The sequence below is a fragment of the Kordiimonas laminariae genome (assembly GCF_023008165.1).
In the GTDB taxonomy this organism is placed as follows: domain Bacteria; phylum Pseudomonadota; class Alphaproteobacteria; order Sphingomonadales; family Kordiimonadaceae; genus Kordiimonas; species Kordiimonas laminariae.
In genome coordinates this window covers 68,250-82,347 of the sequence record NZ_JAKQZA010000008.1, presented here as the reverse complement: position 1 = coordinate 82,347, position 14,098 = coordinate 68,250, and the positions used below count along the sequence as shown (strand labels likewise).

At 47.0% G+C, this 14,098-nt stretch carries 15 protein-coding genes; 6 read left to right on the top strand and 9 right to left on the bottom strand.

The genetic code is table 11. The features are described 5' to 3' along the window. Positions 1 to 50 precede the first annotated feature (50 nt). The 3 genes from MF542_RS15220 to MF542_RS15210 form a co-directional block, all read right to left on the bottom strand. On the bottom strand, positions 51 to 827 hold the full coding sequence (locus MF542_RS15220) for a GNAT family N-acetyltransferase (protein WP_247020995.1): 777 nt from the start codon (positions 825 to 827) through the stop codon (positions 51 to 53). Between the two features lie 51 nt (positions 828 to 878). Then, positions 879 to 1,826 carry a hypothetical protein gene (locus MF542_RS15215; protein ID WP_247020993.1) on the bottom strand — a complete coding sequence of 316 codons (948 nt, stop codon included), beginning with the start codon at positions 1,824 to 1,826 and terminating at the stop codon, positions 879 to 881. Between the two features lie 81 nt (positions 1,827 to 1,907). Then, complete coding sequence (locus MF542_RS15210; protein WP_247020991.1) at positions 1,908 to 3,080, bottom strand: glycosyltransferase family 4 protein; 1,173 nt, start codon at positions 3,078 to 3,080, stop codon at positions 1,908 to 1,910. A 434-nt stretch (positions 3,081 to 3,514) separates the two neighbouring features. On the opposite strand from MF542_RS15210, the gene MF542_RS15205 reads away from it, so the two are divergent. Further along, positions 3,515 to 3,706 carry a (2Fe-2S)-binding protein gene (locus tag MF542_RS15205; RefSeq protein ID WP_247020989.1) on the top strand — a complete coding sequence of 64 codons (192 nt, stop codon included), beginning with the start codon at positions 3,515 to 3,517 and terminating at the stop codon, positions 3,704 to 3,706. Between the two features lie 38 nt (positions 3,707 to 3,744). Here MF542_RS15205 and bfr read toward each other — a convergent pair whose 3' ends face one another. Further along, positions 3,745 to 4,224 (bottom strand): bacterioferritin, encoded by a 480-nt coding sequence (bfr, locus tag MF542_RS15200; protein ID WP_247020987.1) that lies wholly within the window; start codon positions 4,222 to 4,224, stop codon positions 3,745 to 3,747. Positions 4,225 to 4,465: 241 nt separating this feature from the next. On the opposite strand from bfr, the gene MF542_RS15195 reads away from it, so the two are divergent. From MF542_RS15195 to MF542_RS15180, 4 genes are all read left to right on the top strand, one after another. After that, complete coding sequence (locus MF542_RS15195; RefSeq protein ID WP_247020985.1) at positions 4,466 to 5,122, top strand: glutathione S-transferase; 657 nt, start codon at positions 4,466 to 4,468, stop codon at positions 5,120 to 5,122. Positions 5,123 to 5,184: 62 nt separating this feature from the next. Next, positions 5,185 to 5,610, top strand: a complete 426-nt coding sequence (locus MF542_RS15190) for an OsmC family protein (protein WP_247020983.1) — start codon at positions 5,185 to 5,187, stop codon at positions 5,608 to 5,610. A gap of 66 nt (positions 5,611 to 5,676) precedes the next feature. Next, positions 5,677 to 6,063: an MbcA/ParS/Xre antitoxin family protein gene (locus tag MF542_RS15185; protein ID WP_247020981.1), complete on the top strand. Its 387-nt coding sequence runs from the start codon at positions 5,677 to 5,679 to the stop codon at positions 6,061 to 6,063. Then, positions 6,063 to 6,755, top strand: a complete 693-nt coding sequence (locus MF542_RS15180; RefSeq protein ID WP_247020979.1) for a hypothetical protein — start codon at positions 6,063 to 6,065, stop codon at positions 6,753 to 6,755. Before MF542_RS15185 ends, MF542_RS15180 begins: the two co-directional genes overlap by 1 nt. Positions 6,756 to 6,807: 52 nt before the next feature. Here the strand turns inward: MF542_RS15180 and MF542_RS15175 are convergent, their stop codons facing one another. Continuing rightward, entirely contained in the window at positions 6,808 to 8,601 is a 1,794-nt protein-coding gene (locus tag MF542_RS15175) for an aminopeptidase P family protein (protein ID WP_247020977.1), read from the bottom strand. A gap of 183 nt (positions 8,602 to 8,784) precedes the next feature. Here MF542_RS15175 and MF542_RS15170 point away from each other — a divergent pair, with 183 nt between their 5' ends. Then, a complete protein-coding gene (locus MF542_RS15170; protein ID WP_247020975.1) occupies positions 8,785 to 10,869 on the top strand; it encodes a S9 family peptidase in 2,085 nt (694 codons plus the stop codon). Positions 10,870 to 10,917: 48 nt separating this feature from the next. Here MF542_RS15170 and MF542_RS15165 read toward each other — a convergent pair whose 3' ends face one another. From MF542_RS15165 to MF542_RS15150, 4 genes are all read right to left on the bottom strand, one after another. After that, positions 10,918 to 11,361, bottom strand: coding sequence for a protein tyrosine phosphatase family protein (locus MF542_RS15165; RefSeq protein WP_247020973.1), 444 nt, complete (start codon positions 11,359 to 11,361; stop codon positions 10,918 to 10,920). A 15-nt stretch (positions 11,362 to 11,376) separates the two neighbouring features. After that, entirely contained in the window at positions 11,377 to 12,006 is a 630-nt protein-coding gene (locus MF542_RS15160) for a DNA-3-methyladenine glycosylase family protein (protein ID WP_247020970.1), read from the bottom strand. Then, entirely contained in the window at positions 12,006 to 12,266 is a 261-nt protein-coding gene (locus MF542_RS15155) for a hypothetical protein (RefSeq protein ID WP_247020968.1), read from the bottom strand. Before MF542_RS15155 ends, MF542_RS15160 begins: the two co-directional genes overlap by 1 nt. A gap of 156 nt (positions 12,267 to 12,422) precedes the next feature. After that, a complete protein-coding gene (locus MF542_RS15150; protein WP_247020966.1) occupies positions 12,423 to 14,078 on the bottom strand; it encodes a serine hydrolase domain-containing protein in 1,656 nt (551 codons plus the stop codon). Positions 14,079 to 14,098: the final 20 nt, after the last annotated feature.

Below are 14,098 nucleotides of genomic sequence, written 5' to 3'. Positions count from 1 at the left end.
TAACCATATTTAAGGTAGCTGAAATTTCTTAAAGAAGTGTTCAGGGTTGTTTACTGGGGTTCAGCAAAGTCCAGACACCAACAGCTACCAAGCTTTTTAAACCCTGCCCGTTCGTAGATACCTGCGCCGTCTGCTGTCGCCTGCAAGGTGAAGTTTTTGGCTCCAGCCTCTGTTGCTGCATCAAACACGGCTTCAAACATGGCCGAACCAATACCTTTACCCTGAAGGGAAGGGCGTACTGCTACATCAAAGATAGAAGCCGTGTCACCCGTGAGCAGGAAACTGCCAGTGGCAACAGGACCGCCATCTTCATAGGCAACCAGATACTGAAGCGGCAGGTTTTTAACTGCTGCTTCTTCCTGTGCCATATAGATAGACTGTACCATAAAACCTTCTTCATTTTCACCGAAGATTTCAGCGAGAACAGTGCCTGCTGCGGCAAGATGAGCGCTGGATGTAGCGTGAGCTACAGTGAGTGCTATTTTTGGTTTTTGTGGTACTCGGCTTTCAAGGGTTGCAGACATCACCAGGTTTTCTTCTGCGGCCCCCAATAACGGTGTCAGGTCATCAAGTTGGCCTTCTTCCCAGCTCCAGATAGCAAAGCGGTTGTCTGCACCAAATACAGAGCGGCGGGCATGATCAACAGTTTCAACGGTTGAACGCTTGGCATTTGGCTCCAAGGCAAGCACGTTGAATGTATCTGTTGAGCTACCGCTGAATACGGCGGTGGCGCCCATAATATCTTTCACGGTGAAGAGCGGGTCTGCCTTCTGCCACGCTGCGGCTTTTGCAATGAAAAGCTCACGGTTTGTTTTTATATCAATCATTTTTTTTCCTCAGTCGCGCAGAAGCTTCAGCATATGAGGTTCCAGATACGCTTATGCGCTCTGGGTTTCAAGGGGAATTGCGCGTTTCTGAGTGAAGCTGGTGATAATGAAGAACACAAGATTAAGGATTTGGTTCAAAGCACCTGCAGCGAGGAACATGCCTGCAACAGCTGCTGCAGGACCATCCACATAATGCATTAGAGTGATACCAAGCCCCGCGAACAACAAATCAGTGTTGGGAAGGAACGGTACACGGGTTAACACCATCTGTGCGGTCAACAGTAATATCCACGTATCAAAAGGGACATCTGGGAATACTACGGCCCACTGGCCTGCCTGCAGTAGGAGAATGGCAACTAGCCGGCAGAGATGAATGAAAAATACCCGCTTTGCTTTCTCAGGCGGCAGGCCGAGGATACGGGCGTGATAGCGCAGTACGATAGGTACAAGGAATAAACCAACAGCCACCGATAAGCCGATATAATATCCGTAATCCGGGTCTGCATCCGTTAGTACTTCGAGCTGCCCGGTCAGGAAAAAAGCTGCGAGCAACATCACTGTAAAACTGTTGGATGCGAGGGCTGAAAGGATATTGCTGTCCTTTACGGCAGACACTGCCACCCGGCCTTTTTTTGCGAGGTTTTGGTGTGCCCAAAGCGCGATGAAGGCCTCGCCAGCATAGCTTACAATAGCCAGATTATAAATACGTGCTCGCAAGAAGACATCGAATCGGTCTTTTACGGCTTTGCCCCATATTTCCTGATATACAAGCCATTCCCCAATAGGCAGGGCAAAATACATAGCGAGGAACATGATATAAAACCACGGCGTGGTTGGGAGAGATTGCCAAACATCATCCCAGCCAATTTCCCCTAGCTTATCGAGCATATAATATAGCACTGCAAGCACGGCTAAAAGTTGAATGGCGCGCAGGAATAACTTCACCAGCGGGTTTTGCATCAAATCTTTTAATTTTGATACATCGAAGAATTTAGCCATATAGGATGTGTGCCCGCTTAATTGTACTTACCCCAAGACATAAGGCCTTGTTTCATAAGCTCATGTCAACTTGATGGATAATTACACAGAAACCTTAAAGGTTTTCATCACATGCTGATAATGCCCGATCACTTCACCGAGAATAATATCCCATGTGAAGGAACGGCTTTTCTCAATACCATCTTCCCGCATGCGAGCGTGAAGATCTCTATCTTCAATCAGAATAGCGATTTTATCCGCATATCCCTGGATGTCGCCGTACTCCACCAGAAAGCCATTTTCGCCGTCTTTTACCAGGTGCGCGTTCCCTATGGAATTTGCACACACACACGGCAGGCCACTGGTCATGGCTTCAAGAGTAACATTACCGAAGGTTTCAGTGATACTGGAGTTGAAGAAAATATCCGCACATGCATAAGCGGTGGAAAGGTCTTCACCGCTCAGGTGGCCGGTAAACACGGCATTCGGCAGCATTTTCTCGAAAGTTTCACGTTCAGGCCCTGCGCCAACAATAAGTGCTTGGTGTGGCACGCCGCGTTTCTCAAGTTCCTTAAGTGTATCTGCGAAGTTCCCTATGCCTTTTTCAAGCACAAGACGCCCGACAAAAGCGACGGTTACTTTATCATCGGAGAGGCCCATTTTCTGGCGCCATTTATCGTTGCGTTTCGAATAGTGAAAGAGATTGCGATCAATTCCCCGGCTCCAGATACGAATATCTTTCGCCATATTCTGGGATTTCAGCAATTCTATCATGCCGTCTGTAGGCACATAAATCTGCTCACATTTATGGTAAAAACGGCGCATATAGGCTGTTACATATTTTTCAAGCCAGCCGAGGTGATAATAGCGGAAATATGTATCAAACCGGGTATGGAAGGATGCTACGGCGGGTACCTTGTTTTTCCGGGCCCAGCGCAGGGCCGATTGCCCAAGCAAATCTGGTGCAGAAAGATGTACGATGTCTGGATTGAATTTTTCCAGAATTTCTTGCTGCTTTTTCGGTAGGTACGGGCTGATACGGTATTCGCTTCTTCTGCCCGGGATTGCAAACGACGGTACCGAAACCAATGTGCCTTTATGCTTAAATGCTGGTTTATCTGCGGTTGGTGCGAAGATAAGAACCTCGATGCCCTGTTCTTCCAGATAACCCACCAGTTTATTAAGCGCACGTGCAGCGCCGTCCATCACATAATTATAATTGCCGGAAAATAGCGCTATTCTGCGTGGTATCTGTGTTCCTGCGTCGTATGGCATTTATAGTCTCTCATGGCCGATAGGCTTCTTTTTTATAACCTTACACTCTCATATAGCTATAGAATGTGTTCAGTTTGTGAAAGTGCCTTCGGGTCGTTTCACAGCTGATTAAGCTGGTTTAGCTACTCTTACCTAATCGCTCCTCTAGCGGTTTAAGATTGCAGTTCCGTGAAACTCACTCGACACTGAAATCCTACCATAGTTAGCTCCCTTATGCACGAACGGCGGGAAAACGCCTGTTTAGAGGCGTGCAATGCTCAAATAATGCATTGAATAGCAAAAAACTTTTGGTGTGGATTCAATAAGTTGATGGATTTTGAGTGGAAGAACCGCAGAAAACAGCGGTTTTTCCTTGAAACTTGGTTGACGGCATCATATCTGTTTGATAATGATACTGCGAACGGTTCGCATTATTGATTGGAGTTCAGCGCACCATGTATGTTTGTTTGTGCAATGGTTATACAGATAAAGAAATCCGCACCGCTGTTCGTGAGAACGGTGTAAGTACTGCGGAAGAAGCGTATCTGTCACTGGGCAATGGTTTTTGCTGCGGTGCTTGCACTGACTGCGCTAATGATCTCGTAAAAGAAGAGCTGCCAAACCAGCGCGTGCTCGCAGCGGAATAACAGCTCTCTTAATTCTTTCAGCTATATAGCCTTATATCTTAGTCCTCTGCAGGGGATGTTTGCAGTTGGATATAATTCTGAATGCCCATGTTCTCGAGCGACTGTAGCTGTGTCTCAAGATAATCAATGTGCTCTTCTTCAGATTCCATGATGCTTTTTAGAAGGTCACGGGAAACGAAATCACGCACTTCTTCACAGTGGACGATAGCATCTGTCAGGTCTTTATGAGCGATATGCTCAATGTTCAGGTCGCATTCGAGAATCTCTTTTACATTCTCACCGATCTGTAATTTGCCAAGATCCTGCAGGTTTGGAAGACCTTCAAGGAATAGAATACGCTCAATCAGTTCATCAGCGTGCTTCATTTCATCGATGGATTCTTCATATTCTTTTTTACCGAGCTTATCCATACCCCAGTCTTTAAGCATGCGTGCATGCAGGAAATACTGGTTAATCGCTGTCAGCTCATTTTTTAGAATCACGTTCAAGTGACGGATTACTTCCTTGTCACCTTTCATATCTGCCTCCATAGGTCAAAGTTGCATTTATGATAGCAAGAGAAAGGGTGTTTGCCAACAAGTTTTCTTAGTTGCTAATTGGTCTTAATTACATGATTTTAAAGGATTTTTTGTAATAATGAGAGTGCCTATTAACTGCGTTTTCCAGGCCCTTTTTATAGCTTTTTTTGCTGTGATTTTACACGTGAAAATATAGGCGGTATAAGGTGTAAAATTGAGATTTCAGGAAACAGGATAGAGCGTGGATACACCAGTTTTATATAGTTTCAGGCGCTGCCCTTATGCCATGCGGGCACGCATGGCAATTTATGTGAGTAATCAGCAGGTTACCCTGAGAGAGATTGTCTTAAGGGATAAGCCCGATCATATGCTTGAGATATCCCCGAAGGGCACTGTGCCTGTGCTGCAACTACAGGACGGTAAAGTAGTGGATGAAAGCCTTGATGTAATGCTGTGGGCGCTTTCTAAAAACGACCCTGAAGGCTGGCTTGAGGCTGAAAATGGCTCGAAAGAAGATATGCTCGCGCTCATTAAAGCCACAGAAACTGACTTCAAGCCGCATCTGGACCGTTTTAAATATTCTACCCGGTATGAAGATGTGGATCCTGCCAAGCATCAGAATCTGGCTCGGGATTTTCTGGGCCACCTGAATGGCAGGCTCGCAAATGGTCGTAGTTTGTTTGGTGAAAAACGAGCGCTTGCAGATTATGCCATCATGCCGTTTGTGCGCCAGTATGCAAACGCTGACCGAGCATGGCGTGAAGAAAAAATTCACCCGCATACTCTCCGCTGGCTTGATGAGATGCTGGAAGAAGAACCTTTCACGCGCATTATGCAAAAGTTTCAGCAGTGGAAACCTGAAGATACTGTGACACTTTTCCCTGATAATTCACTGTAAGCGATAGACTTGCGGTGATAAACAATATCCAATTCATTCATTAAAAGAGTTAAGAGGGCGATATGACAAAACAAGCAAAGGTTAAATGGGCTGGCGATATGACATTTATCGGCGAGTCCCCAAGTGGTCATTCTGTATTGATGGACAGTGGTTCAGAAAGCGGTGGACTTGATCATGCTATTCGTCCGATGGAAATGCTGCTTCTGGGTGCTGGCGGCTGTGCAAGCATTGATGTGGTGATGATCCTTAAGAAGGCGCGTCAGGACATTAAAGACGTATGGGTTGAGCTTGATGGTGAGCGCGCAGAAGAAATGCCAAAATATTTCACTAAAATTCATATGCATTTTGTGGTTGAGGGTAAAAATATCTCTGAAAAGCATGTGGAGCGCGCGATCCAGCTTTCTATGGATAAATATTGCTCTGCTTCCGCTCAACTTGCGGCTCTGGCCAATATCACAACAGACTTTGAAATTCGTGAAGTAGACTAGCAATCTGTTGCAGTTTCAATGAATTATCAGTACTCTTCCCACTCACGTACTGGTGGGGAGAGTATTTTGGAATCGCGTCTCGATAACAAATTGCAGAACAAACAGCTTGCTCCTCTCGGCCTTCGTGCCTTCTTTAAATTAGCGGAAAAATGGGGCCTTTCTGTTGAAGAGCAGATGGTGCTTCTTGGCCAGCCCTCCCGCAGCACATTTTATAACTGGCGCGGTGAGAAAATCTCCGGTGTGCCACATGATACGCTTTCAAGACTTTCCCATATTATGGCAATCCAGCATTCGCTTCATACGCTTTTCAGCGATGATCAACAGGCGCTTGATTGGGTCAAGAAACCAAATGATCAACTTGCAGGACAAAGTGCTCTTGAAAGGCTATTGGCTGGCGAAATCACCGATCTTTATGTGGTTCGTATGTATCTTTCAGGGCTTGCGCAATCCTGATGGTTAAGCTTGATATCAGATCAATTCCAGATAGCTTCTTGAAATGGCCTGCGGCATATCGTTTGAAACCTGCACGTGTTCCAGCGGATCATGCACTGAAGGATTATGGTGAAGATGAGGCTGCTCTTGATGAACTTATTGGCCTTACAGCCCCCACTGGTCGTTGGCAGGATGGTAAAATCGCGTTGGAGCAGGGAACCGAGATAGGTACCGCCCCCGAAATTCTAGAGGGTTTTGCAAATCCTTACCCCGAATGGCGCTTCAATCCCCGTAGTCTGCCGCATATGGTGGTTGGTGATACGATTGAAGCAGCGGTAGCGTTTATATCCGAAATTTATGAGGCTTTCCTGCGGGATACAAATCAGCCACCTTGTAGAATGAATTTTCTTCTAGAGCGTTATACACTTGAAGGCAGCTTTAAGGATGTGACGGACAGGGAAGTTTTTCCCGCATGTTATTCTATGGCTGATCACAGCGTATCTCAACAGGTGGTGGTGGATGTTGCTGGTTCAGGCAATGCTGGGCTGCTGTATGAAGAAGAGGGCGGCACAGTTGCTGTGATTACGCAGGCAAAGGCACTTAAATGGCACGGACAGGAACGCGCGGTGGTGCTCGATTGGGATGGCGCGCGTTTTACTCGTATGTTTGATTATCGCGGTCTTTACTGGCGAGATATAGGCACAAAAAAATAGCCACTCCAGTGGAAGTGAAGTGGCTATTTTCGGAAGCTCTTGTCAGCGTTACTTAGCGCTCAATCGGTGCGCAAGCTTTTTCAAGCCAAATTCTGGTTTCTGCATCTACAAGGCCGTTCAGTTTTTCCCAAACATCCGCGTGATACGCATTCAGCCAGTTAAGTTCAATATCATCAAGAAGGTTTGCATCCACTAGGCGGCGTTCAATTGGTGCCCATGTAAGGTTTTCAAAACCAAACATACGGCGTTGTGGGTCCCCGCCAAGGTCCATTTCCTTTACAAGAACAAGGTTTTCAATACGAATGCCGTATTCACCTTCTTTATAGTACCCCGGTTCGTTTGAAAGGATCATGCCTGCCTGAAGCGGAACTGGTGAACCAAATTTGGCAATACGCTGTGGGCCTTCATGTACCGCCAGGAATGATCCAACACCGTGACCTGTGCCGTGGTCATAATCAAGGCCAGCTTCCCAAAGTGGGCGGCGTGCGATGCTGTCCAGCATCATGCCTGCGGTGCCTTCAGGGAAGCGGGTTAGTGTTAGTCCGATATGGCCTTTGAGAACGCGGGTGAAACGGTCTTTCATTTCGTCTGTTGGTGTACCAACGATAACGGTACGGGTAATGTCTGTTGTGCCGTCCAGATATTGTCCCCCGCTATCCACAAGATAAATGCTGTTCATCTCAAGTTTGCGATTCGTTTCTTCTGATACTCTATAGTGGCAAAGGGCGCCGTTCGGGCCTGCACCTGAAATGGTATCAAAGCTGCTGTCTTTCAGCATGTCGCGGCGTTGGCGGAATTCCCAAAGTTTGTCTACTGCGCTGAGCTCGTCGACAGTACCTTTGGGTGCTTCACCTTCAAGCCAGCAAAGGAATTCAGCGATAGCAGCGCCATCGCGAATGTGCGCATCGCGGGAGCCTTGAGCTTCTGTTGCGTTCTTAACCGCTTTTGGCAGGATACATGGATCTTGTCCCTCAACCAGCTTTGCACCGCTCGCTTTTAGAGTTGAGAAAACTTTGGCATTGTTACTTGCGCGGTCAACCAACACTGTTTTGCCTTCTGAGCCCAGCTTTTCAAGCTCGCCATAAAAGGCAGTGCGCGGTTCAATGCGTACATTGTTGCCAAGGAACTGCTTCAAGTTGCTGTCGACTTTGCGTTCATCCACAAACAGTGTAGCCAACTCATTCTTTTCCATGATCGCGAAAGCATGTGGTACTGGTGTGTTCAACACGTCTTTACTGCGAATGTTAAAGGCCCATGCAACGCTATCCAGCATGGTGATAACCGCGGCGTCAGTACCTTTTTTTGCAAGTTCAGCAGCTACATCAACACGTTTTTCTGATGCAGTTTTACCAGTGTATTCTGTATCGTGGCCGTAAACCAGTTCAAGGGATGGGTCTGGCTGGTCTTCCCAAACACTGTCAATTGGATTTGTATCTACGGCTACAAGCTCAACACCTGTGCCGTCCAGCGCCGCGCGGGCATCTTCTTCCCATGCTACGGTTGCCAGCTCAGGGTCATATCCAATGCGGTCACCAGCTTTGGAGTTATCTTTCACCCAGCTAAGCAGAGGGTACTGTTCGAAGTGGTGGTGTTCCATGTGCGCAGTATCAACCTCTGCAGCAACCTGAATGGTGTAGCGACCATCAATGAAAACAGATGCTTTTTCAGCCAGAACAACGCCGTTACCAGCAGAGCCCGTGAATCCTGAAACCCATGCAAGGCGCTGGGCATAATTTCCTACGTATTCGCTCATATGCTCATCAGTGAGCGGTACGATAAAACCGGCAAGGTCGCGATTCTTGAGTTCGGCGCGTAGTGCAGCCAGGTGTTGCGGATTTGTGGTCATAATATATGCCCCCTCACTTATTATTTTACGTTGGCCAGCCCTGACCCTTTTAGCCTACTTGGCAGCGAATGCAGATATTTGCAAGCGCTATCCCTTAGGCGGTGTGTAAGATTCTTCAAGTCTTTACACATTTGCATATGAGGCTTACCAGTAAGACAGTTTTTTACTCGGGAAAAGAAACATATGCTTAAAGCACCAGAAAGCCTAGCTGCACCAGTTGCTGCAACAAAACCTTATTCAGCTACTCATCACGGCAAAAGTTTTGATGATCCATACTTCTGGCTCAAGGACCCAGGATACCCTGAGGTGAAAGACGAAGAGATTTTAGGCTATCTGAAAGAAGAAAACGCATATTTTGAACAGGTAATGGAGCCTGAAAAAGCGCTTACAGATAAACTATTTGAAGAAATCAAAGGTCGTATCAAAGAAGATGATGTTGGCGTGCCGTGGCAGGAAGGTAAGTATGATTACCGCTGGGCATTTGCTGAAGGTACCCAGTACCGTATCTGGTACTACCGCCCACGAACCGAGAACCCTTTTGAAGGTGAAGGCTGGCAGGTGCTGCTGGATGAAAATGTCGAAGCCAAAGGTAAGGAATTTTATAAACTTGGATCGCTGACTGTTAGCCCGGACGGCAAATATCTAGCCTATAGTGCAGATGATAACGGGTCAGAGCGTTTTACAGCTAAGGTGCGTAATCTGGAGACTGGTGAAGATCTAGGTGATTCTATTGAAGAGACATCCGGTGAGATCGTTTGGGATAGTGCATCTACAAGTTTTGCCTATGTGAAAGTTTCTGCTGAATGGCGGCCATATCTAGTGAACCGGCACACGCTTGGTGCTGCGGAAGATCAAAAGATTTTTGAAGAAGAAAACACCAGTTTCTTCGTGCATATCCGCGCTACATCATCTGATCAGTATCTGATTATTCGGTCCGCTGATCATGTAACTGCTGAAAATCATATGGTGCCACTTGATGACCTTTCGAAAGCGCCAGAATGCTTTGCTGTGCGCCGCGATGGGCATGATTATTATGTGGATCATGGCGGGCAGGCGCTTTATGTGCGCTCCAACAAAGGCCACAGGAATTTTTGTGTTTATGAGGTGCAGACTGGTGGTATCTCTGAGGATCACTGGATACCAGTGATTGAAGGCAGTGATACTCGTTATCTTCATGGTATGCAGGTGTTTGATGGCTTTCTCGCCGTGCAGGATAGGCTGGATGGCCTTGATCAGATATATATCTGGCGCGGTGGAAAAGGTTCTTATGTGGAATTTCCTGAGCCAGTATATGAGGTAGGTCTTGGTGGTAATGCGGAAGCTGCCCAAAAGTTTGTACGCCTTGCATACAGTAGCATGACCACGCCTCCAACGGTGTATGATTGGGATATAGAAACAGGTGCCCTTACCATTCGGAAAGAGCAGGAAATCCCAAGCGGTTACACCAAGGAAAACTATGCTTCTGAACGCAAGATGGTAACCGCGCGTGATGGCACCCAAATCCCGGTAAGTATTGTGTATCATAAAGACTGGAAAAAGGGGTCAGGCGCTCCGCTTCACCTTTATGGATACGGTGCGTATGGTCTTGGTATGAGCCCATCTTTCTCAAGTGCGCGTCTCTCGCTTTTGGACCGTGGTTTTGCCTATGCTATTGCCCATATTCGTGGTGGGGATGAGCTCGGCTATGGTTGGTATGAAGCGGGCAAACTGGAACGCCGAACCAACACTTTCAATGATTTTGTAGATGTAGCTAGGGCGCTAAGTGATGAAGGTTACTGTGCTGAAGGCGGTATAAGCATTTCTGGAGGCAGCGCTGGTGGCGAGCTTATGGGGGCTGTGGTTAATCAGGCGCCAGAACTATTTGCAGGTTGTGTGATGCATGTACCGTTTGTGGATGTTCTCAACACCATGCTTGATGCGGACTTGCCGCTTACACCTATCGAGTGGCCAGAATGGGGGAACCCAATCGAAAGCGCTGAGGCATATGACACAATCGCGGACTACTGCCCTTATTCAAATGTTAAAGCAAAAGATTACCCGCCAATGATGGTGACAGGTGGTTTGAATGACCCTCGTGTAACATATTGGGAACCAGCAAAATGGACTGCTAAAATGCGGGCCACTAAAACGGATGACAATCTTTTGGTGATGAAAATCAACATGGGTGCCGGGCATGGCGGTAAGTCAGGCCGGTTTGAGCGTCTTTGGGAAGTGGCTGAGGAATATACCTTCGTTTTGAAGGCTTTCGGGCTTAATAAAGAAAAATAACCGAACGATCGTTAAATATTGGGGCGCTGCTGTGACGCCCCATATTCTTTAAGCTGAGGTGTTCAGTTCACGGATATGATCAAGTGATGCTTCCATCCCGCTTAAATCATAGCCTGCTGTAGAACCATTAGCGATAATCTCTTCGTTAGCTAATTCGTTTGTAAGTGCAGAAGCCAGCGCCCAGATATTGCAAGAGCGTGTTCCTGTGCGGCAGAAGGCTAGTATTTTCTCGTTTCTTTTTAGCTCATAGTTCATCTGCATAACTTTGTTGAGGGTAAGGTCTGTGCCCGCAAAAGGAATATGTAACCACTTTATACCAGCTTCGTTTGCGTAAGCTTCTAGGTCAGCATTTGCAGGCTGGCCAAGCTCTTCGCCATCCGGACGGTTATTGATAAGCAGAGTGAAGCCTTGTTCTTTTGCTGCATCAATATCAGCCGTTGTGATTTGCGGTGATACCGAAACGGTATTTGTTACTTGCCTGAAATCTGTCACTCTCAACTCTCCATCTTAAAATGGCGCATTAGAATAATAATGCCATGATAATAGCGCCATCACACTGCGGTATGGTTTCCAGCGTTCGCCAAGCTTTTCAGCTTCTTTTTCCGTAGGGCGCTCTTCCAAGCCAACAATACGGCCAATACCCACACGAACTGCAAGGTCACCAACAGGCCATATATCTGTACGGCCCAACGAGAACATAAGATACATATGTGCAGACCAAACGCCTAAACCTTTTACTGATGTAATGGCCTTGATTGCCTCTTCATTGCTCATGTGTGGCAAAGCTGCTATATCAAGCACGCCGTCTTCGATGGTTTCGCAAAGTGAACGTAGATATTTAATCTTCTGCCTCGACACGCCTGCTTCCCGCAGTGCTTCATCAGATTGAGCTGCATAGGCACTGGCGTCAGCATCTTCACCGACGAGCGCCTGAACACGCGTCCATATTGAAGCAGCTGCCTTCACAGAAAGCTGTTGGCCCATGATAACCCGTACAAAGGTATTTAACCCTTGAGGGTTTACCCGTTCTCCCGGATAACCTACCAGTTCAATCGCTGCTTTCACGTTACTATCTGTTTCCGCAAGCTTATCAAGCTGAGCTTTAATATCCTCAGGGCCAAGGCCAAAATTCTGCATTATGTCACCATATGTTCCAGAAACACATTTTTCACAAGAGGCTGTGATTTCAATTGTTTCTGGATAGCACGAGCATTTCTTTCCGCCAAGCTTGGTACAATAACGGTTACAATCATACTGTCATGTTCCTGCCGTGTTGCAGAAACCTTGGCAGGTGTAATATCGCTCTGAGTGAAAGGGCTTAATGCCTGTTCAAGTGATGTTGGGCTGCTTGTAAGCAGGATATCAAAACGGTTTGTAAATTCAAACGGCGCGGTCATGGCGCGCTACTCCTATAAACGATGTATGTAAGGGTCGAACGATAGTGCCCCGGCTTCCAGTGGAAACCGGGCGGATCATTCGCTTACACATGCGTTTATATGCGCCAGTTCTTGTCATGGGCGGGACCATAATATGGCGACACTACGGAATCAAGCCTAATAGGCGGAAAATTCTCCGGCCAGTCCCCATGCCACCATAATCAGGAACATGGCGAAAGCTGCAACGCTCAGTAACCCGAGGTGTAGAGGTACAAAAAGGATAGCTTTTCCAGCTGGTACCTTGTTTTGGCGGGTGAAGGATATAGCAAAGAGCGGTAAGGACAGAATAAGAGCCAAGCCCACATTCATGAAAAATCGCCATAGGTTGATAAGCCACGGCATCTGCCAGTCAAAAAGAACAGTTGGCCATACTGTATATTCAAGCACGATAGAAGCCGTGACCAGAAGTGTACCGACACTGCCAAATTGTCCCATCCTGCGCCATGGCTTTTCAAAGCTTGGCTTCACATAGAACAAACTGGAGAAGAGAACGATGAGTACGAAAGGTACAGCGGTTATCACCATTGTTTTGTTACCAAGCGGTCCTACGTAGCGGTAAAACTTATCACCCATAAGCATGTAACCACCTTGTTTAAATGGACTAAAAAGTACCCCTTCTCCCGATGGCGAAGCGTAGGTGAAAGCTGCTGTGCGGTGATAAGTCATTTGCCTGATACCATCATCAATGATGACAGTGCCGTCACCTCTGTCACTGAGGTCGAGTGTATCATCACGAATAAAGTTTATACGGTCCTTGAACCAGGCGGACGGCTTATCTGCTCTTACATATAGCCCGCTAAACCGTGCAGTTGAATAGAGCGCTTCCAGCTCTTTCTGACGGCTGTTTGTCTCTACTGGCAGGAAGCTATTCTCAACTGTAGTGCTAATCGCGTTGAGATAAGCGTCTGTAGGGCATCCAATTTTAATGAAAGCAACATCCCCCGCTGGATAGGCCTGAAAGAAGATACCTTTCTCACAATCGGTTCCCGCAGGCTCAAGCCATAAGCGATTATTTGCCCGTTTTTGAACGCCTGCCAATGTGCGGGCATCTGACATAGGATGCATGCGCCAGCTATGGTGTTTGATCAAGAAATCATGAGTATAACGCTGTAAAAAAGGCGACCCTTCTTTTGTACGGTTTCGGATAAGAACACGCACAATTTCGGCTATGGCTTGGCCGTTTGCCTTCATGCCTAAAAGGTTTTGAAACGGCGATGGGGTAACTACTTCCGGCAACTTAATGCTTTCTATTGGCAGCCCGAGTGGGTTCAGGAGATGTGTATAAATTACCGTGTCGATTGAGGTGCCAGTAGAGCGTTCCAGTAGTTTAATTAACACCAGCCAACCGACAATATCATCATGAGCCATTTGGCCTGCGGTACGAAGTTCTTTGGCATAATAACGGAGAGGGCTGCTACTGTTTTGGATAGGTACCGTAGCAAACCCTGCGGTTTCCGTTAAAAGGTGCTGAAGGGTTACCTGCACTTTGAAAGGGTTGTCTTCAAGTATTTCAGGTAGATGGCGCGCGACAGGATCGTTGATATCGAGAAGGCCGGCCTCTGCAGTTCTAAGTGCTGTGAGGGCGAGAATGGTTTTCGCTGTGTTTCCTAAAGGATAGTAGCGGTTTGCCGTTTCCTGGGTGAGGCCATATGTAAGCGGCCCATTGACAAAAAAACTGCTCTCTGAAACTAATTGGTCGCGAAGGGATGCTTCAAGGTTTTGTGGAGGAATGGCGATAGATTGTGTTTGGGCGGCAGATGTGAACATCTGCATACACAATAATATTACCAGCA

Excerpts from the sequence above, each read along its gene's own strand:
- MF542_RS15220 (WP_247020995.1), bottom strand. The coding sequence starts at position 827 with ATGATTGATATAAAAACAAACCGTGAGCTTTTCATTGCAAAAGCCGCA.
- MF542_RS15215 (WP_247020993.1), bottom strand. The coding sequence starts at position 1,826 with ATGGCTAAATTCTTCGATGTATCAAAATTAAAAGATTTGATGCAAAAC.
- MF542_RS15210 (WP_247020991.1), bottom strand. The coding sequence starts at position 3,080 with ATGCCATACGACGCAGGAACACAGATACCACGCAGAATAGCGCTATTT.
- MF542_RS15205 (WP_247020989.1), top strand. The coding sequence starts at position 3,515 with ATGTATGTTTGTTTGTGCAATGGTTATACAGATAAAGAAATCCGCACC.
- bfr (WP_247020987.1), bottom strand. The coding sequence starts at position 4,224 with ATGAAAGGTGACAAGGAAGTAATCCGTCACTTGAACGTGATTCTAAAA.
- MF542_RS15190 (WP_247020983.1), top strand. The coding sequence starts at position 5,185 with ATGACAAAACAAGCAAAGGTTAAATGGGCTGGCGATATGACATTTATC.
- MF542_RS15180 (WP_247020979.1), top strand. The coding sequence starts at position 6,063 with ATGGTTAAGCTTGATATCAGATCAATTCCAGATAGCTTCTTGAAATGG.
- MF542_RS15175 (WP_247020977.1), bottom strand. The coding sequence starts at position 8,601 with ATGACCACAAATCCGCAACACCTGGCTGCACTACGCGCCGAACTCAAG.
- MF542_RS15170 (WP_247020975.1), top strand. The coding sequence starts at position 8,785 with ATGCTTAAAGCACCAGAAAGCCTAGCTGCACCAGTTGCTGCAACAAAA.
- MF542_RS15160 (WP_247020970.1), bottom strand. The coding sequence starts at position 12,006 with ATGCAGAATTTTGGCCTTGGCCCTGAGGATATTAAAGCTCAGCTTGAT.
- MF542_RS15155 (WP_247020968.1), bottom strand. The coding sequence starts at position 12,266 with ATGACCGCGCCGTTTGAATTTACAAACCGTTTTGATATCCTGCTTACA.
- MF542_RS15150 (WP_247020966.1), bottom strand. The coding sequence starts at position 14,078 with ATGCAGATGTTCACATCTGCCGCCCAAACACAATCTATCGCCATTCCT.